Below are 21,565 nucleotides of genomic sequence, written 5' to 3' on the forward strand. Positions count from 1 at the left end.
TCTATTCCACCAAAAAACCTCACTTCACGTGAGGTTTAGTCCCTTTCGAGGGGCATGGAGCAGCAGCGGAAGGAGCCGCCGGATTTGATGATTTCGGAGAAGTCGACTTCGATGACTTCGAATCCGTGGGCGCGCATGGCGGCGTTCACTTGTTTGTTTTGCGGGAGGCTGAATACTTTGTTGCCTCCTATTGATAAGACGTTAGTGCCCATCGTAAATTGTTCTTCAGGAGACACTTCGATCAGCTTATATGATTGCGATAGTGTTTCGACCATGTCTGCTGAAAGTGCTTCCGGGAAGATGAGTCCGATTTCAGGCGACAGTATGTTGAATACACAATCCAGATGTAAGTATTTTTCATTAAAAGGCACGCGGATGATGTTGTGTTCCGGCAGAGTTTGTTGTAAATTGCGGACTGCCTCCTCGGATGTTCGACTGCTGATACCGACGTACACTTTGTCGCGATCGACGATGACATCTCCCCCTTCGACCCGGTCAGTAGTCGTCTGGTATGGGATGTTTTCGTCTTCCAGGAAACCCTCGAGTGCCTCTTCCTCGCCTTTCCTAATATCGCTCGCCATTTCAGCGACGAATATTTCCTTTCCGACTGTGAAGCCGATGTCTCGCGTGAATACTTGCTCGGGGAATCGTTTGGATGAAGGCAGCTTGATCACTTCCACGCCGTGTTCAAGGAGTAGCTTTTCGAACTCCTCGTGCTGCTTCATCGCCAATTCCACGTCGATGTTTTCGTCTGCATATTCCTTTTGTGTGTAGTTGATAATATCTTCGATTGCCATAAATTTAGGTTGACATAGAATGACTCGCTTCAATGGGTCATATTCTGTATTGCACTTCGTTTTTGATTTATCGTCCACTGGGGAACTCATGCTTTCATCCTCCACATTCTTATTATCCTTCAAAACTATTCCCTCTTCCATTCAAACTAAACCAGTAGTTTAGGGTCTCCTGACGAGGGAATGGATAACTAATTAAGGTCGGGGGGAATAGATTTTGATTGAAGAAATTACAAATGCATTATTAACGAAAGAGGATTTTGCAAGTCGATCTGATCTGCCGGAGTGGTTATTGGAGAGCTATCGGACATTCCGGGAAACTGTAACGGATAAGACGTTTCCGTGTTATTTTGGCATGGGTGGCGAAATGAAAGGTGAGCTGCGGTATGCGTATGTGACGCAGAAGGATTGGTCGAATTTGTCTTTCGCACTTTATGCATTTTTGAAGTTATTCGAGGATCCGAATCATAAACGGCATGGTCTGTTCGTCTTCGTGGAGCCTTTTGAAGCGGAAAGTGATTTAGAGGCGTACCGCAAGCAGTTCTGGGACATTTTGCAATACTTGCATGACGTAGATAAGGTGGAATGGCCAGCTGACAGCCCTCGCAATCCCGATCATTACTTATGGGACTTCCATTTTGGCGGAGAGCCGATTTTCGTGTTCGGAAATGCCCCTGCCTATAAGCAGCGGAAGACGAGGGATTTAGGGCAATCAATGGTGCTTGGCTTTCAACCTAGACGTATTTTCGAAGGATTGAAGGGCACCGAAAAAGGTGGCATCATGTCCCGCGAAAAGGTCCGTGAACGTGTCGAAGTGTGGGATCAATTGCCGAAGCATCCGGATATTAGCCATTACGGCGATCCGACACATAATGAATGGAAACAATTCTTCATCGGTGACGATGTTGAACCGATTGTCGGAAAATGTCCGTTTTCCCATAAAGAAATGAAAAGTGATTGAATGATGTAAAAAGGGGCCGAAGGATTGTTTCGGCCTCTTTTCTTATTTCCCATGTTTAATTTCCTGCTTTGCCCCTACTGAAGAATGCCGTCAACACTACATTTCCACGTCGTTTTTTGACGGAATATTTCCCGAAGTGTGTCGATTTCCCGGGAAATAGCGTTTATTTCCTGCCGATTCCCTTGCCGATTCCATAGTAGATATCCATTTCGGTTTCTGGCACCATTCCGCCTCCCGTCGCCCAGACAAGATGGGTTGCGGATGGAGCGTCGGCTAGTGGCACTCCATTGCGAATGGCTTGGAGTGGACCTGTCATTCCCGCGAGCGCTGACGGTTCGAGTCGGATGTCCTCAGTATCTGCAATCATTGACAGCAGCTGGAACATCGTGTCATCGCCAATGGTATAGCAGCCTTCAAGGAGCGGTTCCATCTTCTTACCGACAAATGCAGATGCTGTGCCAACAGCAAGTCCGTCCGCGGCAGTCTGATTGTCCAAACCGAAATCCGCGACGGATACTTTGTCATGCAATCCCGTCATCATGCCGATTGTCATGCATGGTGAATGCGTCGGTTCCGCGAAGAAGCAGTGGACATTGTCGCCAAATTGAAGCTTCAGACCGAAAGCGACGCCCCCCGGTCCCCCGCCTACACCACATGGCAAATAGACGAATAAAGGATTGTTTCCATCGACTTCGATACCACTCTCTTTTAATTGGGCAGCGACCCGTTCGCCTGCGACGGCGTAGCCGAGGAAGAGGTCGAGCGAGTTTTCATCATCAACGAAGTGGCAGAGCGGATCTGCTTCCGCCTGTCGTCTGCCTTCCTCGACCGCTTTGCTGTAATCGTCCGCATATTCGACGACTGTCACGCCTTTTTCACGGAGAAGATCTTTCTTCCATTGCTTCGCATCCGCGGACATATGGACCGTGACATTGAAGCCGAGCTTCGCACTCATGATGCCGATGCTCAATCCGAGATTTCCCGTCGATCCGACAGCGATTTTATGCTTCGCGAATAAATTACGGAATTCCGGCTCCGCGAATTTTGTGTAGTCCCCATCCTGTTTAATGAGCCCATGCTCCAAGGCAAGCGTTTCGGCATGCTTCAATACTTCGTAGATGCCGCCCCTCGCTTTGATGGAGCCCGAAATCGGGAGGGCGTTGTCTTGCTTCAACAGCAATTTCCCGGGAATTACAGTTTCATATATGGGAGCAAGTGCTTCTTTCATTTTCGGGATGGCGGTGATTGGTGACTCGATAATGCCATTTTCCTTTGCAGTTTCAGGAAATACTTTTGCGATGTACGGGGCAAAACGCTTTAACCGTTCGCTTGCGTCCTTCACGTCTGCTGCAGTGATGCCGGATTGCGCAATGCCTGTTGCACTGTCACCATTCAATGGGTTCTTCCATAGAACTTCCTGCTTCTCAATGATTTGTTTTAGTATTGGGAATTCTTCGACCCACTTCGCTTTTTCAGTTTTATCCACGGTTATCAGCCCCCAGTTAGAGAATTTCCTTCATTATAGCATGCGGGAATCTCTTATTTATTCAACACATATCGGTCGATTAAATCGCGGGTCAGTTCAAAACGGGGAGTGGACGTGTCGCTTCCCTCCGCTTCGACGCCGATGACGACCGTGATGATCCGCTTCCCCTCATAGATGCCCGTGCTTGCAAAACATGGCCCGGCTTCTTCGGTGTACCCCGTTTTCAACCCTTCCATGCCAGTCATCGCTTGCGGCATTCCCGGGAGCATGAGGTTTGTGTTCCATAGCTTCGTTCCTTCGCTCGTGGTGAAATCCGTCATGCGGGTGAATTCCAGTACTTCCGGATAGTTTATCAGAAGTTCATTCGCGATGGCGGCGACATCCCGGACTGTTGCGCGATTCGTCTCATCTTCATCCAATCCCGTTGCATTGATGAAGCTGGTGTTCCGCAAGCCGAATGATTTGGCTTTCTTGTTCATCTGTATCACGAATTCCTCTTCCGTGCCGCTCACCATTTCGGCAAGTGCGACAGCTGCATCGTTTGCGGAAGTGACGGTCATGGCGGCGAAAAGTTCGCGGACAATGTATGTTTTATGCTTGTCCATTCCTAAAATGACCGCATATTTCGGTTGGTTCAGCGCCGTTGTGGAGGGCTTGTATTGGCTGTCCCATGTGAGTCGACCATCGGCAATCGCTTCGAGGACGATGTATTGGGTCATCAACTTTGACATGCTTGCGATCGGCAACGCCTCCTTTGCATTTTGCTCATAAAGGATCTTTCCGGAATCAGCTTCCATGACGATGGAAGCCTTTGCCTCGCTGTAGATGGGGTCCGCTTCTTTACGAGCGTCTTTATCCTTAATGAAGAAGAAAAATGCCATTGCGGCGACGAATAGGATTGCGAGAATTTTTTTCATATGGAAGACCACACCTTTCTGTAGTACTTCTATTGTCTACAACAAAGATGAAGATTCATGCATGGACTTTCTGAAGAATTTCTGAAGATGGGTGTTCCACACAATAAGGTCATCGCCCTTCTGCACACACCATCATCATCCGGACTGAATACGCTAGTAATAATAACGTCAGTGATGGTGGTGATTTGCATGGAGAGTGCGGGGATTTTAGCAGGTCCGATGTTACGGCGCGTCGATACAGAATCTGTTGCTATTTGGGTGGCGACAGACTGTCCTGTCGAGGTGAATGCTGCCATTTACTGTCTTGATACACTTATTCAGTTCGACACCGATACGAAGACGACATCTATACGGGCAGGCCATCGTTTGTTCATCCACCTAGTGCAGGTGCATGGGCAATTTCCAACGGAGACACTCCTTGGCTATGACCTGCTTTTTCGCGTTGGTAAAAACATAGTTACTTTGGCGAGCCTCGGATTGATTCACGATAATGAAGATTCCATCACGTATGATGGGCTTCCCTATCCTTCGTTTTTCATCCCCGCTAGTGCAGCTCCAACTTTTCTATATGCATCGTGCCGGAAATTTCACGGGAAGGGAGATGATGCTCTCGTTGCAGCAGATGCGCTTTTGCATAGGGAAACGAAGAATCTTGCGGCACGGCCGTGCGCTTTGTTTCTTACCGGAGACCAGATTTACGCAGATGATGTGGCGGATCCTTTATTTCCAGTCATCAGAACGGTTGCCGAACACTATATTGGTAAGGAAGATCTTTGGCAGTTCGATTTGCGCTTGCGGGGGGAGCCTTTTTCTAGTTCGTTAACGCAAGTGAATGGCCGGCAGTTTATTACGGAACGGTTTTGCCGGTTTACTTCAGGCAACGCTTCGAATCATCTGCTTACGTTCGGAGAGTATGCGGCGATGTATTTGCTGTCATGGAGTCCGGCAATGTGGGCGGGCGTATTTCTCCCTACTTTCGATGAGTTGGTGAGGGAGGATGGCCTGTATTTGTATTATCCTGACGATCATGGTGAGCTGGAGCAATGCAGGGTCCGTTTTGAAGAACAGGCCGGGCAGCTATTGCAGGCGATTGGTTCTCTTCATCGGATCCGTAGGCTTTTTGCGAATGTACCTACGTATATGATATTCGATGACCATGATGTGACGGATGACTGGAATTTATCCGCAGATTGGCGCGGTGCGGTGCTCGCTTCACCTTTAGGGAAACATGTGATTGCGAACGGGCTTTGTGCATATTGGGCGTTCCAAGCTTGGGGCAATGAGCCACAACGGTTCGGGGAGGGGTTCCTACAGTCGATGTGTAGTCATTTCGACGGGTTCATTGCTGACTCAACTGCTTATAAGGTTTGGGCGAATCGTCTTTGGTCATTCAATGGCTGGCAATTCGTAGCGCCCACAACACCTGCTGCGCTGTTTTTAGATACGAGGACAATGCGTCAATTTGAAGATGAGCCGAAACCGGTGAAAGTTGGGCGGATGTATAAAGAGAGCATCCAAACACCAAGGTTGATCGGCACGTCCGGTTGGAAGGTGACGGCCCGGACGCTTTTGAAATCCCGATGGACACGAGGGGACCCGCTGATCATTGTTTCGCCGACGCCGTTATATGGGTTGGGCCTCATCGAATCGGTTCTCCATTCATATGTGTATCCGCTACGGACACTTGGGTTTCCGATTCATGAAGTGCTTGATTTCGAGGCGTGGAAGTATAATGGCAGAGGGTTCACAGATTTCATCGGCCAACTGTTCCATTGGAGCCTGTCCCGATGCATCATCCTGTCGGGGGATGTCCATTATGCTTCCGGGGTCCGGTCGCGCTTGACATCGAAGCGGGAAGTGCTTGATATTTTGCAATTTACGAGCAGCCCTTCCCATAATATGAGCTTCTCGGGCGTTTGGGGAAAGCTTATGAAGATGGCGATTTGGGGAAATGCGAGGCGACGGGTGAAGAAGACGATCTACCGGTATTGCGATGTAGGCTTTTCGATTCGGAATGGCGGGAAGGCGATTGACTGCCCGAAGGATGCCAAATGGCAGGAGGCTCTCCGTTATTTGGAGATGCAAGGCGGGGCGATTGTTGAGACGGAGAACAATATCGGGTTGGTCACCGTCGGGGATGCCATTATCAGGCATTCGCTGCTGCAGATGGACAGAGGTGAGATGAAAGAGATTCGTTTTGAGGATATTGAAGCTTCGCCGGTGTGAGCCGGCGGGGCTTTTATGCGTATTTGGAGTGATTTATGCGTAAGGTTTATGATTTATGCGCCTTTCGGGATGGTTATGAGTACATTTAACGATTTATGCGCGATTGGGAGATTTTATGCACTTCTGTTGGGGTTTATGCGTGATTCGCGGAAATTATGAGCTATTAGGTTCTCCCTCTCGTGCAGAATGTCCTTCACAATCTTTGGGTTAATTAAAAAAGAGACTACCATCGGATAGCCTCTTTCACTTTAATCATAGCTTTGTCCGTACTTCCCACAGTTCAGGGAAGAATTTATGGTCAAGGACGGATTTCAGATAGTCGACGCCTGATGAGCCGCCGGTGCCTGTTTTGAAGCCGATGATCCGTTCCACTGTTTTCATGTGGCGGAAGCGCCATTGCTGGTGGCTGTCTTCGATGTCGACGAGCTTTTCGGCAAGCTGGTACAAGTCCCAATAGCGGTCGACGTCGCGGTACACTTCGAGCCATGCGGATGCCACAGTCGGATCGCCTGTGTACGTGATCGAAAAATCGCGATTCAGCAAGTCGGGATTGATCGGGAATCCGGCGCGTGCAAGTGCGCGGATGGCGACGTCGTAAATACCCGGTGCCCCGAAGGCTGTCTGCAATTCGTTTGCGAGCTCGGGGTCTTTCTCGTAGATTTTCAATATGTGCGGCTGTTTGTAGCCGAGTGCAAACTCGATCTTTCGATTTTGGTAGGATTGGAAGCCCGATGCACGGCCGAGGCTTTCGCGGAACTCCATGTACTCCGCTGGTGTTAATGTGGACAGGACATCCCACGCCTGGATGATCTGCGTCTGGACCCGGGAGACGCGTGCCAGCATTTTGAACGCTTCCGGCAGTTCGTCTTTTTCAATCAATTCAATTGCCGTGTTCAGTTCATGCAAAATGAGTTTCATCCATAACTCACTCACTTGGTGGATGATAATGAACAGCATTTCATCGTGATGGCCGGATAATCTTTCCTGACTTGAGAGCACTTTATCGAGACGCAAATATTCCCCGTATGTCATATTGTCCCGGAAATCCGTATGAATTCCATTTTCTTTTTCACTCATGACTGCCACCTCCTAATTACTGCGCGCACCGGGCTGCCGTCTCCGCCTTCAATTGGCAGCGGCAAGGCAATCAGTTCATAGTCGCCAGGTTCTACTTCAGTCAACACGATGTTCTCCAAAATAAGCACACCGTTGTCATAAAGCGAGTGGTGGGCATCCAACGTCTTGCTATGCTCAGAGTCAACGGAGGGCGTATCGACTCCGATCAGCCTTACGCCTCGTTCCTTCAATAAAGGTCCGATGTCCGCCCGCAAAACAGCATACGTTTCCGGAAACACATCCGGATCCGGACGGCTAGACGTCTTCAATAAAACCCGTTCTACTCCGCCAAAGTCGATTCCCTCCAACTCTGAACGTCCGACGCTTTCAAGCCCCGAAACGTCAATGACACGAGCCTTTCCGATGTAGACATCAACTGGCAGCTCATGCACTTTCATTCCGTTATCGTCATAATGGAAGGGCGCGTCAATATGCGTCCCCATATGCGTGCTCGTCGTTATCTTTCCGATGTTGACGGAACCCGTGTCAGCTTTTGGGAACTCGACTTTGTAGGAAAACGGCGTATCTCCCGGCCATTCGGCGATTCCATTATGCAGACGCTGCGAAATATCGATCCACTCCCTCGTCATGCGACAACACCTCTTTTATTGTCAAACTTTTCGTACCGTTTTTCATCCATGATCACTTTCAGCTTCTGTATTGTATGCCAAACGTCCTCAAACGTATTGTAAAGTGCAACAGGCGCGAGCCTTATGCCGTTCGGCGCGCGGAAGTCCGGAATGACGCCGTCTTCTTTCAACGCCTTGCATATGCGCGCCGCTTCCTTATGCTCAAGCAATACATGGCCACCGCGATTTTCATCAATCGGATTACCGATTGTGAATTCCATTCCGCCTAGCTCCTGTTCAATCAATTTGAGCATATAGCCCGTCAACTCGAGCGATTTCGCACGGATTGCCGAGATGCTGACTTCCTCGAACATGTCGAGGGATCCGATGACAGGCGCCAAGCTTAGCACATGGGGAGTACCAATTTGATAAGCGCCCGAATCCAACGCGGGATCCATCGTATGTTCCATATCGAATTGCGACTCCTTTTTCGAACCGAACCACCCCGTAAGTCCCGGCGCCATGCCGAAATGCTTTTCATGGACGAACAGGCCGCCGACCGAACCAGGCCCGCCGTTCAGATGCTTATACGTGCACCAGAATGCGAAATCCGTCCCCCAGTCGTGGAGCGAATGCTCGACTGCTCCGATGGAATGGCAAAGGTCGAAGCCGATCGGGATATTCCGTTCATTCGCAGCCTTCGTCAATTTCTCCATATCGAGGATTTGCCCGCTCCTGTACAGGACAGCCGGCAACACGATGAGCGCCACGTCGTCTGTCATCGCGTCGATAATGTCCTCTTCAAGCAAATAGCGTCCGTCGCGGCTTTTGACACGGATGAGATGAATGTCCGGATCATACCCTTTCAACTGAAGCTGGCTTTTCAGCGCATAAATATCCGACGGAAAATTTAATTCATCAGCGAGTATTTTCTTTTTATTGCCATCAGGCTTGTAAAACGTTGAGACAAGTTGATGCAAGTTCGTTGTCGTAGAGCCGGTTGCTATGACTTCCCCTTTGAACCCCCCGACGAGCGGTGCCATCTTCTCCCCGACCTGTTCGGATAAATAAAACCAAGGATGCTCCCCCTCCGTCCATCCGTCAATGCCTAGCGTTTTCCAGGAATTGAGAAAGTCGTGCAGCGTTTGCTCCGCCCTTTTGGACAATAAACCGAGTGAGTTGCCATCCATGTAGATTGTGTTTGCCGGTATGTAAAATTCGTTCCTGTAGGAAGCGAGCGTGTCGTGGCTATCTCGATCCTGTGCGTTGTATAAAGTGTGGTGTGTCATGCAGATCCCCCTTTTATCTTGGTAAGAAAAGCATAGCATATTCGCGAAAGGGTGGACATTCTGAATTTGTGGAAATATCAGGTATACGTTGGGATTTTCGGTTAGCGTTGGGGATTGCTTTGGTCGCGGATTGGCTTGCTTTGAGCGCGGATCGACTCACTTTGAGCGCGGGATGGCTCGCTTTGAGCGCGAATTGACTCGCTTTGAGCGAGGGGCGGATCGCTTTGAGCGCGGAGCGGCTCACTTTGGACGCGGAGCGACTTGACTTGGACGCGATTGCAGGCAGGCAGAAAAAAAGGCAAAGGAATAACTCCTTTACCTGTTAACACTACTTATTTGAACCATCCTTTTTCCTTAAACCGCGAAATTGCTTCGATCCGATTGCCGACCTCCAGCTTTTCAAGAATGACCGATATGTAGTTCCTTACTGTTCCCGGTGTCAGAAACAGCTCCCCCGCAATTTCTTTCGTCGTCTTCCCCTCTGCAACGAGGCCCAGCACTTGGCTTTCGCGGTCGGTCAGCGGGTTTTCGGAGTCCTCTTCGTACGCGATATCGACGAGCTCGGGTGCATAGATCCGGCGTCCTTCCTGGATCGCATGGATGGAATTGACAAGCTCCTCGATCGGACTGTCTTTCAATAAATAACCGCGAACCTTGGCCTTTCGCGCGCGTTCAAAATAGCCCGCCCGCGCAAATGTCGTTAAGATGATGATCTTGCAGTCCATCCCGCTCAGCTCTTCTGCCGCATCCAAGCCGGTCTTGATCGGCATCTCGATATCCATGATGCAAATATCGGGTTTATGTTCCTTCACGAGGCGGACTGCTTCCTCGCCGTTCCGTGCCATTCCTACGACTTGCATATCATCTTCCATATTCAAAAGGGAGCCTAATGCGCCTAACATCATTCCTTGGTCTTCCGCAATGACGATTCGAATCACTATTACCCCTCCTCCACTTGATGTGTAATGACGATCGGTATCCGGATCGTCAATGTCGTTCCGCTCTCCTCTTCGATTTCGAGCGAGCCATTCACGAATTCCAGACGTTCCCTCATGCCCTTCAAGCCCGTGCTGACTGATTTTACCGCTTTCATCCCTTTTCCGTTATCGTGGACGATAATCGACACTTCATCTTCCTTCTGCTTGAAAATGACATTGCAAACCGTCGCTTCACTATGCTTTACAACATTTGTGACAGCCTCTTTCAGGCACATGCCGAGGACATTTTCAAAATTTGACGGAATATGGGTCACGGCCGGGTTTCCTTCAATCCTCAATTCGATTTCTGCGGCAGCTAGAATTTGACGAGCACGCATCACTTCATCCACAAGCCGTGTCGCACGCATATCCGCCACAAGCTCACGCACTTCCTTCAGCGCTGTGCTGACCGTTTGGCGGATGTCATTCAGTTCTTGTTCCGCCGCTTCCGGACTTTTTGAAATCAATCTTCGGGCCAAGTCGCTTTTCAATCCAATCATCGATAGTTTCTGCCCGAGCGTGTCATGAAGGTCCCTTGCGATTCGCTCCCGTTCCTCCAGCAATATTAGCTCTGAAATGCGCTCATTCGCGTCCTCCAACTGATCTTCAAGTCTTTCGCGCTTGCTTCGATTGTACAGATTGAACGGAAGCAGGATGACACCGATCACCGTTATGAGAATGAAATGGACTTGCGGTAAAAAGAGGTTGATCTCCAGGAAAAATCCTGTAACAATCGCACCAACCGTAAAAAAGATATGAAGGCCATACATGATGAAGAATCCTACCGTTGATCTGATATTTCCGATGAAAAACGCAGTAAAAATGGACAGGTAGACGTAGCCGAACAAAAGTGTCATGACAATATTGATGACGATTTCGAAGCTGACCCACATATAGACGAGCCCGCTTTTTGATTTGATTGAAAAGAAATAGGAGATGAAGAAAAGTACTAATAGTCCGGTCCCGACTGAGATTCCGACAGCAGACCATGTCCGAAATATGAAAAAGAACGGCAATAGGCAAAAAACGACCCATGCATAAATACTGAGCCACCGATTTTTCGGGAAAATACTATACCATTTTTGCATCCATTTCACCGTCCTGTTTCTTCCATTGTACCAAAAACACACAGCCGCCTCATAGGAAGGCGGCTGCGTCTTATTATTTACTGTCAAAGCTTGTTTGTTTCCGTTTCAATTCATTCAAATTAATGCCTGGTGTGGCACGTTTGACCGCGTTTTTCACTTCTTTGAATGTGATGAACCGCTTGTTTTGCGGGTCATATACTTTATAGCGGAGCGATTCCAAGCTTGTTTTGATATTAATTGTCGTCGCCATTTGAAGTGGCGGCGTTGACTCATGCGCTTTTTCCAAGTTGTAGTTCGGAACGCGTGGAGCCAAATGATGGACGTGGTGGAAGCCGATGTTGCCAGTCGCCCATTGTAGGACTTTCGGCAATTTGTAATACGAGCTGCCTTCCACTGCCGCTTTCACGTAATCCCACTCGGATTCTTCCTCGAAATAAGAGTCCTCGAATGTATGTTGGATGTAGAAAAGCCAGATGCCGAGCGCAGCAGAGACAAACATGATCGAACCTTGAACGATGAGGAATGCCTGCCAGCCGACGAGCCATACCATGAATGCATAGAGTGCGACGAGAACGACATTCGTCAAGTATGTGTTGTTACGTTCTTTAGAACGTGCATCTTTTCGGTTTACTCTACCTGTAATGAGTACCAAATATAGCGGTCCGAGCCCGAACATGACAAGGGGATTCCGGTAGCATCGATACTTGAACTTAACCCAATTCGAAGCTTCGATATATTCTTCAACCGTCATGACCCAGATGTCTCCGACGCCCCGCTTATCCAAGTTGGAGCTTGTCGCGTGGTGAATCGCGTGCTCGCGTTTCCATTTCTCATATGGGAACAGCGTGAGGATTCCTGTAATCGTACCGACAATATCATTCGCTTTTTTGTTTTTAAAGAAAGAACCATGCGTGCAGTCGTGGAAAATGATGAATGTCCGTACGACAAAGCCCGCTGTGAGTATTGCAATCCCGATCGTCAACCAAATCGATACCGACAAGCTCTGATACGCCAAAAACCATAGAATAAATATAGGCGGAACCGTATTAATCAATTGGATGACACTCTTTTTTAAATCCGATTTGGCATAAGGTGCAACATTTTTGTGCAATTGCTTCGTTTTTTCCTTGCTCATTGTAAACGCCTCCTCGATAATTTTCCTTATTTCCATACTAGTATGCTTACCCATTTTGCAGAATAGATGAACGTCATAACTTTTCATATGACAAGTGTCATTTTTTGTGAAGGCATTCACAAAGAATAGGAACGAGATATAAGGTTTATGCGTGTTTTTCTGGAGTTATGCGTAAGTAATTACGTTTATGCGTGCGTTTGGAGAGTTATGCGCGAGTTTTAACGTTTATGCGGGATTCAGAGGAGTTATGCGTGAATTTCAGGGTTTATGCGTGATATGCAATTTTAGGTACGACGAGCACAATCTCGTCTGGGAGAAGTTTAAATTACTAATGCATGCGTTTGACAAATCAAGAGGTTCAATTACATAGTGATTCACATATAAAAAACAGACATCCCATTAAGAGATGTCTGCATTCATCACCCGTTCGCTTGTACGGCTGCTTTGAGATTGGATTGACTGATTTTGTAATGGCTTGCATGCCATGCTGCTTCGCCATCCTTCAGTAAGAATAGCTGTGGACTCTCATGCTGGATGCTCAATTCGCTTTCGATTTCATTTGACAGTCGGCGGCTTCTTTGGACAATCAGATAGTATTTCGGTATCTCCGTTTCGAATCTTTCGAACTCCCGATACCCTGCTGCGCTTATCGGGCACGTCGAGCTATGCTTCATCAGTAAGACCGGCTCTTTATTCGATTGACTCCGTACTTGTTCCCATTCTTCAATGGATCGGATCTCTTTCATTAGATGATCTCTCCTTTCCCTATTTGAGGGGTCATTCGCAACTAATAGACGGTGGATGGGTCGCCTTACTGCCATGTATACCCTTTTGCGGCAAGGAAAATCTTTCCGGTGTGCGAATAATAGGAGAGCCACGACGAGTATGGCGGCAACCGTTTGGGGCCATTCTTTCGTTAATCCAAACAAGAATAGCGGCGACAGGGCCATAGCACTTAATCCGACGAGGCTGAAGTTTTTCAGGAATGGGTAAAAAATGAGGAACACGACAACAAAACTAGCGACGACAATCGGGTTGAATGAAAGCATCCCACCAATGAACGTCGATACCCCTTGCCCGCCGCGGAACTTATGGACAATTGGATATATATGCCCTGCCATGACGGCAATGAGGCATACCAGTTGAAGCCATTCGTCCATCCCTAGCCATCTGGCAAGTGAGACGACGGCCGCTCCCTTTACTGCATCTCCAATGAACGTCAATACAAAGCCGGTTTTTCCGAACACTCTTCCTGCATTTCGCGCTCCAGGATTTCCGCTGCCTGCTAAGCGGATGTCTTGTCGGAACAACAATTTACCGATGACAGTTGCCATCAGCAAATTGCCAATCAAATATGCGCAGATGAGCAACACCGTGACTTCCATTCATTCCCACCCCACTTTCCTACTTCACAATATGCAGCACCATGTCTTTTCCTGTACAATATGTCGCAGAAGAGAGGATGATCTAGTTGAAGGAATCACCAATTCGCCCTTCTGTGGCCATCATTTTATGTATTGTTTTCGGTAGTGCCTTTGCTTTCCTAGTCACAGCGATTCTCAGCGATATGGTCGGCGGATTTGACAGATCGGTCATTGATGCCATGCAAGGGTTGGAAGCGTCTTGGTTGACGTCAATTATGCTCGCTTTCACATTCATCGGCTCCACGAAAGTCGTCATGCTCCTTACCATCGCATTGACCGTTCTTCTACTATGGAAGTTCGGCTCTAGAAGCCAAGCCTACTACTTTTTCTTTACAATGATCGGGACCATTATATTATTCCAAGCTTTGAAGCTCATTTTCAAAAGGCCCCGTCCTGAGTTCCATCGTCTCACCGAGGTGGGTGGCTACAGCTTTCCGAGCGGTCATGCAATGATGGCCTTCAGTCTCTACCTGCTTTTCATTTATTTGCTATGGCGTCATATACAATCGACTGCAGGCAGGATCGCCTTAGTGGCCTTTGCAATTTTCATGTTCGTCATGATTTCCGCGAGCCGCATCTATCTAGGCGTCCATTTCCCGAGCGATATCCTCGGAGGCATGATTGCAAGCGCATTTTGGCTTACACTTACGTTGTTACTGTTCGTCCTATTTCAGAATCAGAAGAAACGCAGCCTCGTCGAAGACTGACGAGGCCCTTTTCATTCGGTGAATTTAGCCGTTTCCTCTTCGGATAAAATCCGCGGTTCGAAGTTCCCAACTTCCATATAGTCAACGCGCTCATCCACCGCAATTTTGAACACATACGGATCGCTAGTCTTTTCAATGGATTGGACGTTCGATTGCATTTCTTCGTAATAGCCCTTCACTTCCTGCTCCACCCAAAATGGCACATCTCGATTCGGCACGACAATTTCCTTTTCTTTCTCCTTCCGCTCATCCTCCCATTGTTGCTTCGCTTCAGAATCCATGCAGAAATAAATCTTCTGCAAGGTATCGATCACTTCTCCGAATCCGATGATCAGCAATCCAATGAGGAAATGTATTGCGACAATGCCGAGGAATGCAAACAACGTCGAGCCTGTAAGCCCGCTAGCATACTGCATTTCTCCCCATTCATTCATGAACTCGCCACCGCCCATTTTCGCCATCATCGACAACGAAATGATTCCTTGGATGACTCCCCATGCGATCACGACAACTCCGGCAATCTTAATGAGATATCCGATGAAACTTTGTTTCGTGAACAAGTTGCTCAACATGACCACTCTCCCATTTTAATTTCCACTTATCTTGTGTACGATTGAGAGATATGGATAGTTTCATTATGAGGAGGAATGACATGCTTCCATTTACAGAAAGAGTTGTGCAGATCATCGGGGACATCCCTGCAGGCAAGGTCATGACATATGGACAAGTAGCAAGCGCAGCAGGCAGTCCGCGAGGCGCAAGACAAGTCGTCAGGGTCCTCCACTCGATGAGCGCTAAATACGACTTGCCTTGGCATCGTATCATCAATGCGCAAGGCGGCATATCAACCCCTTCCGATCGGGAAGAAAAAGGCGGTTTGCAGCGAGAGTTGCTAGAGGCGGAAGGCGTGAAATTCTTGCCAAACGGTAAAGTGGATCTGCAAGTCTATCGATGGTTTCCTGAAGAGGAATTCATGTGGTGAAATTCAAATGGCCTGCCGTTCACGACTTACGACACGTTGGATGGACAAGACCCGGTCTATTTTGAACGTACGTTTCTCATGACGCAGATGGCAGTAGGCCGTGAATGAATCGATGCCGACTGCCAGGATGCGCACGCGTCTCTTCGTCAGTGTGCCATCCGCCCCCATATAGATCATTTCAGCCAATTCATGGCGTTGGCATATCTTCAGTAAAGCCTGTCGCATAGCTGTCATCTCCATTCGGAACATTTGTTCTCATTATATGCGAACGATTGGAGAAAAACAACTAGTTTTCATTTGAAAGGGGTGAGTAATATGTGGAAAGAATTTAAGGAATTTGCGTTCAAAGGAAACGTCCTAGACCTTGCAATTGCCGTCGTCATCGGGGCAGCATTCGGGAAAATCGTATCATCGCTCGTCGATAACATCATTATGCCGCTCCTCGTTGCAATCACTGGGAAGGTTGACGTATCAAAACTCGAGGTGGCAATCGGGGCGACTCCTATTAAATATGGTCTCTTTTTACAATCCATCATTGATTTCATCATTATCGCATTCTCGATTTTCCTATTCGTACGTCTCTTAATGAAGTTCAAGCGGAAAGAAGAGCCGGCAAAGGATGAAGAGCCTGCTCTTGATGCAAAAGAGGAATTATTGAAAGAAATCCGTGATTTATTGAAGGAAAAACAATGACGAAAATGCCGGTCTTTTTACAAACCGGCATTTTTTCTATTACTCTGCCCCGGCTCCACCGCCGCCGCCATCTCCTCCACCTCCGCCACTGTAGCCGCCGGAATCACTGGATCCGCCTCCCCAAGAGGATCCGCTTTTGTTGATGCTCATCGGACCCCAAGTGGAGTAGGTGAAATAAAGAGGATCCGTTTGCAATGCGAAAAGGGGCGCTAGCGAAGAGGATTCAGGCAAACCCCTTTTAATCCTTGGAAGTCTTTTCTTTGATTTATTCAATAAATAAGCTCGTGTAATCCACCGGTCAGCTTCGTCGGAATGGAGATAATCCGGTATTCCCCTCTTCATCTGTCGCCTGTATTTAGTAATGCTCATCTTCGTGTAAAGTGCGGTAAACGAGATTGGAACCGCCTTTGGAATCAAGAAGAAGAAAACTGCGCCACAAATGACCGCAGAAAGGACAGCTTCTGTTACTTCTGAAGCAACGATTTGTGCCCCAGCAGAAAACATTCCGATAAAGAATAGGATAGCGGGCCATTTATTTCCAGGGTTTGTACTGTAAAAATAATACACGATGCCAGCAACAATCGCGGGGAAGGCAATCCCCCAGCCACCCGCGCCATCCGCGTAAAATCCATACATCGTCGTTATCGTAAGCAAAAGGAAAATAACTACCTTCATCATTTTCGGCACCTTTGTCGAAAGGGCACCCGCCTCCTCCATTAGATTAAGCACATCCTCATGCCAGATTTCATGGTTTCCATGGAATTGCCGCTGTTTCCGCAGATAAGTCCGATTCTCCTTATCTTCACGTACTGAAGGTCCGGCCATGTCGTGCAAATGGAATTTCCGATGACCGACCCTTCCCTTGAATAGCCACGTCACCAAATATTGTTCATGGGGCAGTAATGTATGCTTGGATTTTTTCAATTGTTCATTCGACTGAAGCAAGCGAAAGACAAGCGTCTTGTCGGGTGCGCCTTCCTTCCCTTGGAACCGTGCCGCTGATTCTGTCAATTCCGCTTTGATAATTCCTTTTTCGACGAGTGAAAATAGCCCTGCCAGAAAGTTTTTCCGATTGAACCGCCCATTTTGATCGACAAAAGCCAAATATGACGGATCGGTCTGTAATACAAGATCCGTGCTGCCGAACAAGGAAAGGATTCGTTGCCTTAGGAGTACAAGCATGCCGGCCAGTACAATGAAAAAAATGCTGAGACCATCCGCCACGTTTTTCGCGGCTGGAATATTCGCCCACCTTGACTCCTTTTTATCAATGAGCCGCTGTTCCTTCCGGATTGCTTCCTCGAATGAAACCGGCGCTGCGATTTTTTGCTGTCCGGTCATAATTGTCGAAGGGAACAGCACACGTGTCCCCGTCACTGTGTATGCGGCTGATTTTGGCGTATGAAACGAAATACCGTCGCGATAAACCTTCCGCACCTGCCCTTCTCGATCGTGAATAAATCCATGGATCTGGTCGTTGCCGGCGTCGCCCGGCATAGCGAAGGTGATGTCCACATTATTCAAGTCCATATCGTGATTGCTGCTCCCTTCGAAAAAGGTGATAGCCAAATCACTATATGTATCGTACGATGTCACCGCGTTCTGCATCTTGTAAACATACAGGATGGTCATCGTGTCATTCTCCGCCTGGATTTCCGTCGCGTATGTGCCGCCTTTTCGAGACACCGCCGCTTTCGTCAAGGTGGATTCATCGATTTCCCCAACAATGGGGTCTTTGCTTGCGATATGATACGCCTCAAAATTATGAATCTGGCCGAGATGCTTCTCCGGAAACGACCGTGTCAATCGCGAAAACTCCCCATCCAATGTATACGTGAACACCTCATTCACAAGCATATCGCCATTCGTCTGCACCCACCCTTTGATCTGCACCCGGTCGATCGTGAAGGACTTCGCATGGACATGGGTTGGTGAAAGGATGAATAGCATGATTATGATAACAACTATCTTCCGCATCGGAACACCCCCCTATTGCTTTATTAGAATACGGCGAATCGCTGGGAAGGGTTTCAAAAGTATAATAAAACGGGCAGTTTGTCACGCTTTTGCACAGGAAATAGTTGCTACTAGTTATAGAGGTAATTATCTATCGAATCCGGTGAGTTATCTATCGAATATGGGATGTTATCTATTGAATACAGGAGGTTATCTATTAAATACTAGAACTTATCACCATATCAAGACCTTTTACCTAGCGACTCTGTTCTGTTCGATAGTGATTCAATGTCTTTTAAGCTCGCGACATAAAAGGTGCCTCTTTTTTCTCCGAGAGAAGGTATTTCCAAATGCTTTAATATACGGTTTGCTTTTTGATGACTATCCAGGCGCAAGAAATTTCTGCAGTCTTTGTTCGTTATTCGATTATCAACAAGCATGAAGTAGTCCAGTAGTGAATCTAAGTGCGCATGCTGGTCGACATGACCACACAATTCACAACCCCATCCTTTATGAATGGACCGCATGCCAAAGGATCCGCAATGATTGCAACGGACGCCAGTTATTAATTCAGACGGTGGAATGTTGTAGCTAGATGAGAAAGGAAAAGGGTTATAATCACGATGGCTCTCTACTAAAGCCGTAGCAATGCTAGTCAGCTCATCGTCATCGAGAGTTGGGGATCGTTCTCCGATGTTTCGTAGATAGATTGGAATTTCAAGGGGGAAAAGCACTGTTAGATTATGACGCAGATTTTCGAAATGCTGCTGCGGCCTTGGAAAAACTACCGCTTTATGAATAGGGATTGAAATATTTCGTGCGTGAAACCAATCGCTCAATAAAAGTTGGTTGCGCTCAAGCTGAATGGAGGGACATTCAAATGAGTCAACTTGTCCATTATCCAGAGTCCGAGTAAGTTGATTCTGGTTGGCCGGAAAACTAATTCGGCCCGCTATATTTTTCATTTCCAAAATGATTGCTCCTTGTTTGCATAGAAAAAGCGTGTCAATTTGAAAGTAACCAGTGGATTTCAAATGAAGATCGTGAATTATGTAATGTTCAAATGGAAACAAATATTTTTGAAATACCTCTCCTAATAATCTCTCTCCATTTTCACCGGCCCGTGTTGATCGTAATGCATTTTCCATACTCGGAAACCTTGGATGTTGTTCTGGCAACCTTCGCAAGAGTCTCTCCAACGCCTTCCGTTTAAATGAATTCCCTTTTTTCTTAATTATCAATATAAACCACCTCCTCGCCTGATTGTAGCATGCCATGCATACCTTTTCCATAAGAGATTTTCCCCCTCAATGGATTGGCGAAAAGTTATCTATTGAATCGGACAAGTTATCTATCGAATCGTAGTTTTTATCTATTGAATACGAAAAGTTATCTATTGAATCTGGATAGTTATCTATTGAATATCATAAATTATCACCAAATCATTACTTTATAACTACAAGAACAACGGCAAAAATCGCCATGCATCATTATTCCGACAACCTCGCTTCTCCCGTTGCCACCTTCCCGAAGTGATGCTACAATGGAATGTAGGATTTACGATAAAAAGGAGTGAAGTCTTCATGTGGTTCCTATACATCATGTACACGCTGTTCGCTTTTATCATCCTTGGTACAACATTTGGTCTTGTCAGCACATTCAACAATCATAAGTGATTGTTGAAGTGCTTTTTTTTGGTTAATCGCGGCATCGCGCGTGTAAATTGAAAAGGTGTCCCGCGGCCTCGATTGGCTGTGGAACACCTTTTTCTTATACTTGTGGAGGTAAAATCGATGGTGGTGTTAGATTGTCCTTTCCTTTAGTGTTTGTGTGTACGCTGTCATCCGGTTCCAATGCCAAAGCGCTTCCTGTTCCTGCAAATGCAGCAAGCAGTGCTGTCAACAAGATAATGGATAATTTTCGTTTCATCATTCCTTCTCCCCTTTTTCATAGTGATATAAACTGTACTTCGCGGCTTTTCCGTAGTCGCCAGTGGATCGGTAATAGGTTGCCAACCTCCAGGCGATACTTCTTGCTTCCCCTATATAACCATGTTTTTTCATAAAAGGAAATACTATTTGTTCACAATAGTCGAAAAGCTCTTGTTGGGAAAGTTTAGTATGCCGAAAGTAATTCAACTGTATCGTTAAATACGGGTCATTCTTCCTCTCCGATAGTACTTTCAATTCTTCCAGCAACGGATCTATTTCTTTATTCTTTTCAACGGCGGTTTGCAATAAATGAATGAGGATTGCTTGATAATAATCTGCTCCGGGTTCCAACAACGCTTTTAATTCCTGCAACATCTCATAGGCAGATTCATGGAAACCCCTGCGGTTTTGTAATACTGAATAATTATAGAGCGCTCCCTGATACAACTGATCCATCTCCATCATCTTCGCATTGCGAAGAATTATTTTAAACAAGGCGTCCGCCTGCAGGATGAAGTCGCGGTTTGTATAATTGATGGCAAGCAGAAGTTGGGCGTGCAGCAAGCGGATGTAATTGCAGTCCTTCCGGAAGTGGTCGACAGCCATTTCCGCAAAGTAGGTCGATTTGCCGTATTGTGCTCGGTTGTGAAGCAAATATGCTTTTTGATAAAACAGCTCCCCTTCGAACATAAAGGGAATCCGTTCGCGGTACTCTTCTATCTGTTCAAGAAGGTTTTCCGCCTCTGTAAAGTTTTGCGAAAAAATGTCGTACATCAGGTGAATGACTTTGGATACGGCTTTTTCATAATCCGTGAAGGATGTCTCCATTCGTTTCAAGATGAAGACTTGTTGTGTGGCACGAGGCATGTCCTGTTTGAATAAATAATAACGTAATTTGTAGAGCTCATACCGGTTCACCAAGTCCGTCGATTGCAAATAGTCTATTTGAGTAGAAAGCTCTTTGTACACCTCATCCATCGATTTCAGATCATAGTAGACCGAGTGAATGATGAAAGTTTCTAATTTCTCTTTCCAATATTCATATGTAAGTACTTCCCGTTCCCAAACAACACCCATCCGTTTAAACAATTCATTGATCGTTTCGCCGTTTGGAATGTATTTATTCGACTCGATCTTACTCAAATGGGAAATGGAACAGACACCTTTGCTGAGTTCTGCCTGTGTTAAGTTGTTTTTCATTCGGTAGTACTTCAGGATAGATCCAATATTCATCATTTGCACCCCCGCAAATTTCTTATTATTCAAACATATCATTTTGAGTGAACGAACACATGAGAAAACAGTCCCAGGGGA

The 21,565-nt window shown here is 47.0% G+C and carries 21 protein-coding genes; 5 read left to right on the top strand and 16 right to left on the bottom strand.

Features of this window, described 5'->3' with window-relative positions:
* Nucleotides 1–35: 35 nt before the first annotated feature.
* Nucleotides 36–887 (bottom strand): dimethylarginine dimethylaminohydrolase family protein, encoded by an 852-nt coding sequence (locus tag M3152_RS12975; protein ID WP_251695907.1) that lies wholly within the window; start codon nt 885–887, stop codon nt 36–38.
* A gap of 127 nt (nt 888–1,014) precedes the next feature.
* Here M3152_RS12975 and M3152_RS12980 point away from each other — a divergent pair, with 127 nt between their 5' ends.
* Nucleotides 1,015–1,755 carry a YqcI/YcgG family protein gene (locus M3152_RS12980; RefSeq protein ID WP_251695909.1) on the top strand — a complete coding sequence of 247 codons (741 nt, stop codon included), beginning with the start codon at nt 1,015–1,017 and terminating at the stop codon, nt 1,753–1,755.
* 163 nt (nt 1,756–1,918) lie between these two features.
* Here M3152_RS12980 and M3152_RS12985 read toward each other — a convergent pair whose 3' ends face one another.
* Together M3152_RS12985 and M3152_RS12990 are read right to left on the bottom strand one after the other, a co-directional pair.
* Complete coding sequence (locus M3152_RS12985; protein ID WP_251695597.1) at nt 1,919–3,241, bottom strand: D-serine ammonia-lyase; 1,323 nt, start codon at nt 3,239–3,241, stop codon at nt 1,919–1,921.
* A 53-nt stretch (nt 3,242–3,294) separates the two neighbouring features.
* Nucleotides 3,295–4,158, bottom strand: a complete 864-nt coding sequence (locus M3152_RS12990; RefSeq protein WP_251695598.1) for a D-alanyl-D-alanine carboxypeptidase family protein — start codon at nt 4,156–4,158, stop codon at nt 3,295–3,297.
* A gap of 57 nt (nt 4,159–4,215) precedes the next feature.
* Between M3152_RS12990 and M3152_RS12995 the strand changes: the two genes are divergently transcribed.
* Nucleotides 4,216–6,384, top strand: coding sequence for a hypothetical protein (locus tag M3152_RS12995; protein WP_251695599.1), 2,169 nt, complete (start codon nt 4,216–4,218; stop codon nt 6,382–6,384).
* A 252-nt stretch (nt 6,385–6,636) separates the two neighbouring features.
* Here M3152_RS12995 and kynA read toward each other — a convergent pair whose 3' ends face one another.
* The 7 genes from kynA to ytxJ all read right to left on the bottom strand — a co-directional run bounded on the left by kynA (nt 6,637) and on the right by ytxJ (nt 13,943).
* Nucleotides 6,637–7,461 carry a tryptophan 2,3-dioxygenase gene (gene kynA / locus M3152_RS13000; RefSeq protein ID WP_251695600.1) on the bottom strand — a complete coding sequence of 275 codons (825 nt, stop codon included), beginning with the start codon at nt 7,459–7,461 and terminating at the stop codon, nt 6,637–6,639.
* Entirely contained in the window at nt 7,458–8,090 is a 633-nt protein-coding gene (gene kynB, locus M3152_RS13005; RefSeq protein WP_251695601.1) for an arylformamidase, read from the bottom strand. The genes kynA and kynB overlap by 4 nt, the downstream gene beginning before the upstream one ends.
* Nucleotides 8,087–9,358: a kynureninase gene (kynU, locus tag M3152_RS13010; RefSeq protein WP_251695602.1), complete on the bottom strand. Its 1,272-nt coding sequence runs from the start codon at nt 9,356–9,358 to the stop codon at nt 8,087–8,089. The genes kynB and kynU overlap by 4 nt, the downstream gene beginning before the upstream one ends.
* 332 nt (nt 9,359–9,690) lie before the next feature.
* A complete protein-coding gene (locus tag M3152_RS13015) occupies nt 9,691–10,296 on the bottom strand; it encodes a response regulator transcription factor (RefSeq protein ID WP_251695603.1) in 606 nt (201 codons plus the stop codon).
* A 2-nt stretch (nt 10,297–10,298) separates the two neighbouring features.
* Nucleotides 10,299–11,423 carry a sensor histidine kinase gene (locus M3152_RS13020; protein ID WP_251695604.1) on the bottom strand — a complete coding sequence of 375 codons (1,125 nt, stop codon included), beginning with the start codon at nt 11,421–11,423 and terminating at the stop codon, nt 10,299–10,301.
* 73 nt (nt 11,424–11,496) lie between these two features.
* Nucleotides 11,497–12,558 carry a fatty acid desaturase gene (locus M3152_RS13025; protein ID WP_251695605.1) on the bottom strand — a complete coding sequence of 354 codons (1,062 nt, stop codon included), beginning with the start codon at nt 12,556–12,558 and terminating at the stop codon, nt 11,497–11,499.
* A 419-nt stretch (nt 12,559–12,977) separates the two neighbouring features.
* The gene (gene ytxJ / locus M3152_RS13030) at nt 12,978–13,943 is read right to left on the bottom strand and encodes a bacillithiol system redox-active protein YtxJ (protein WP_251695606.1); all 966 of its coding nucleotides are present in this window, start codon (nt 13,941–13,943) and stop codon (nt 12,978–12,980) included.
* A gap of 86 nt (nt 13,944–14,029) precedes the next feature.
* Between ytxJ and M3152_RS13035 the strand changes: the two genes are divergently transcribed.
* A complete protein-coding gene (locus M3152_RS13035; RefSeq protein ID WP_251695607.1) occupies nt 14,030–14,689 on the top strand; it encodes a phosphatase PAP2 family protein in 660 nt (219 codons plus the stop codon).
* Between the two features lie 11 nt (nt 14,690–14,700).
* Here M3152_RS13035 and M3152_RS13040 read toward each other — a convergent pair whose 3' ends face one another.
* On the bottom strand, nt 14,701–15,261 hold the full coding sequence (locus M3152_RS13040; RefSeq protein WP_251695608.1) for a hypothetical protein: 561 nt from the start codon (nt 15,259–15,261) through the stop codon (nt 14,701–14,703).
* A gap of 80 nt (nt 15,262–15,341) precedes the next feature.
* Here M3152_RS13040 and M3152_RS13045 point away from each other — a divergent pair, with 80 nt between their 5' ends.
* On the top strand, nt 15,342–15,671 hold the full coding sequence (locus M3152_RS13045; protein ID WP_251695609.1) for an MGMT family protein: 330 nt from the start codon (nt 15,342–15,344) through the stop codon (nt 15,669–15,671).
* Nucleotides 15,672–15,674: 3 nt separating this feature from the next.
* Here the strand turns inward: M3152_RS13045 and M3152_RS13050 are convergent, their stop codons facing one another.
* Nucleotides 15,675–15,896, bottom strand: a complete 222-nt coding sequence (locus M3152_RS13050; RefSeq protein ID WP_251695610.1) for a transcriptional regulator — start codon at nt 15,894–15,896, stop codon at nt 15,675–15,677.
* A gap of 90 nt (nt 15,897–15,986) precedes the next feature.
* On the opposite strand from M3152_RS13050, the gene mscL reads away from it, so the two are divergent.
* The gene (gene mscL, locus M3152_RS13055) at nt 15,987–16,364 is read left to right on the top strand and encodes a large conductance mechanosensitive channel protein MscL (protein ID WP_251695611.1); all 378 of its coding nucleotides are present in this window, start codon (nt 15,987–15,989) and stop codon (nt 16,362–16,364) included.
* A gap of 39 nt (nt 16,365–16,403) precedes the next feature.
* Here the strand turns inward: mscL and M3152_RS13060 are convergent, their stop codons facing one another.
* From M3152_RS13060 to M3152_RS13075, 4 genes are all read right to left on the bottom strand, one after another.
* Entirely contained in the window at nt 16,404–18,341 is a 1,938-nt protein-coding gene (locus M3152_RS13060) for a DUF2207 domain-containing protein (RefSeq protein WP_251695612.1), read from the bottom strand.
* 221 nt (nt 18,342–18,562) lie between these two features.
* Complete coding sequence (locus M3152_RS13065) at nt 18,563–19,561, bottom strand: nuclease-related domain-containing protein (RefSeq protein ID WP_251695613.1); 999 nt, start codon at nt 19,559–19,561, stop codon at nt 18,563–18,565.
* A gap of 529 nt (nt 19,562–20,090) precedes the next feature.
* Nucleotides 20,091–20,252, bottom strand: a complete 162-nt coding sequence (locus M3152_RS13070) for a hypothetical protein (RefSeq protein ID WP_251695614.1) — start codon at nt 20,250–20,252, stop codon at nt 20,091–20,093.
* The gene (locus M3152_RS13075) at nt 20,249–21,484 is read right to left on the bottom strand and encodes a helix-turn-helix domain-containing protein (protein ID WP_251695615.1); all 1,236 of its coding nucleotides are present in this window, start codon (nt 21,482–21,484) and stop codon (nt 20,249–20,251) included. Before M3152_RS13075 ends, M3152_RS13070 begins: the two co-directional genes overlap by 4 nt.
* Between the last annotated feature and the right edge of the window lie 81 nt (nt 21,485–21,565).

This window comes from Sporosarcina luteola (assembly GCF_023715245.1).
GTDB classification, from domain to species: domain Bacteria; phylum Bacillota; class Bacilli; order Bacillales_A; family Planococcaceae; genus Sporosarcina; species Sporosarcina luteola_C.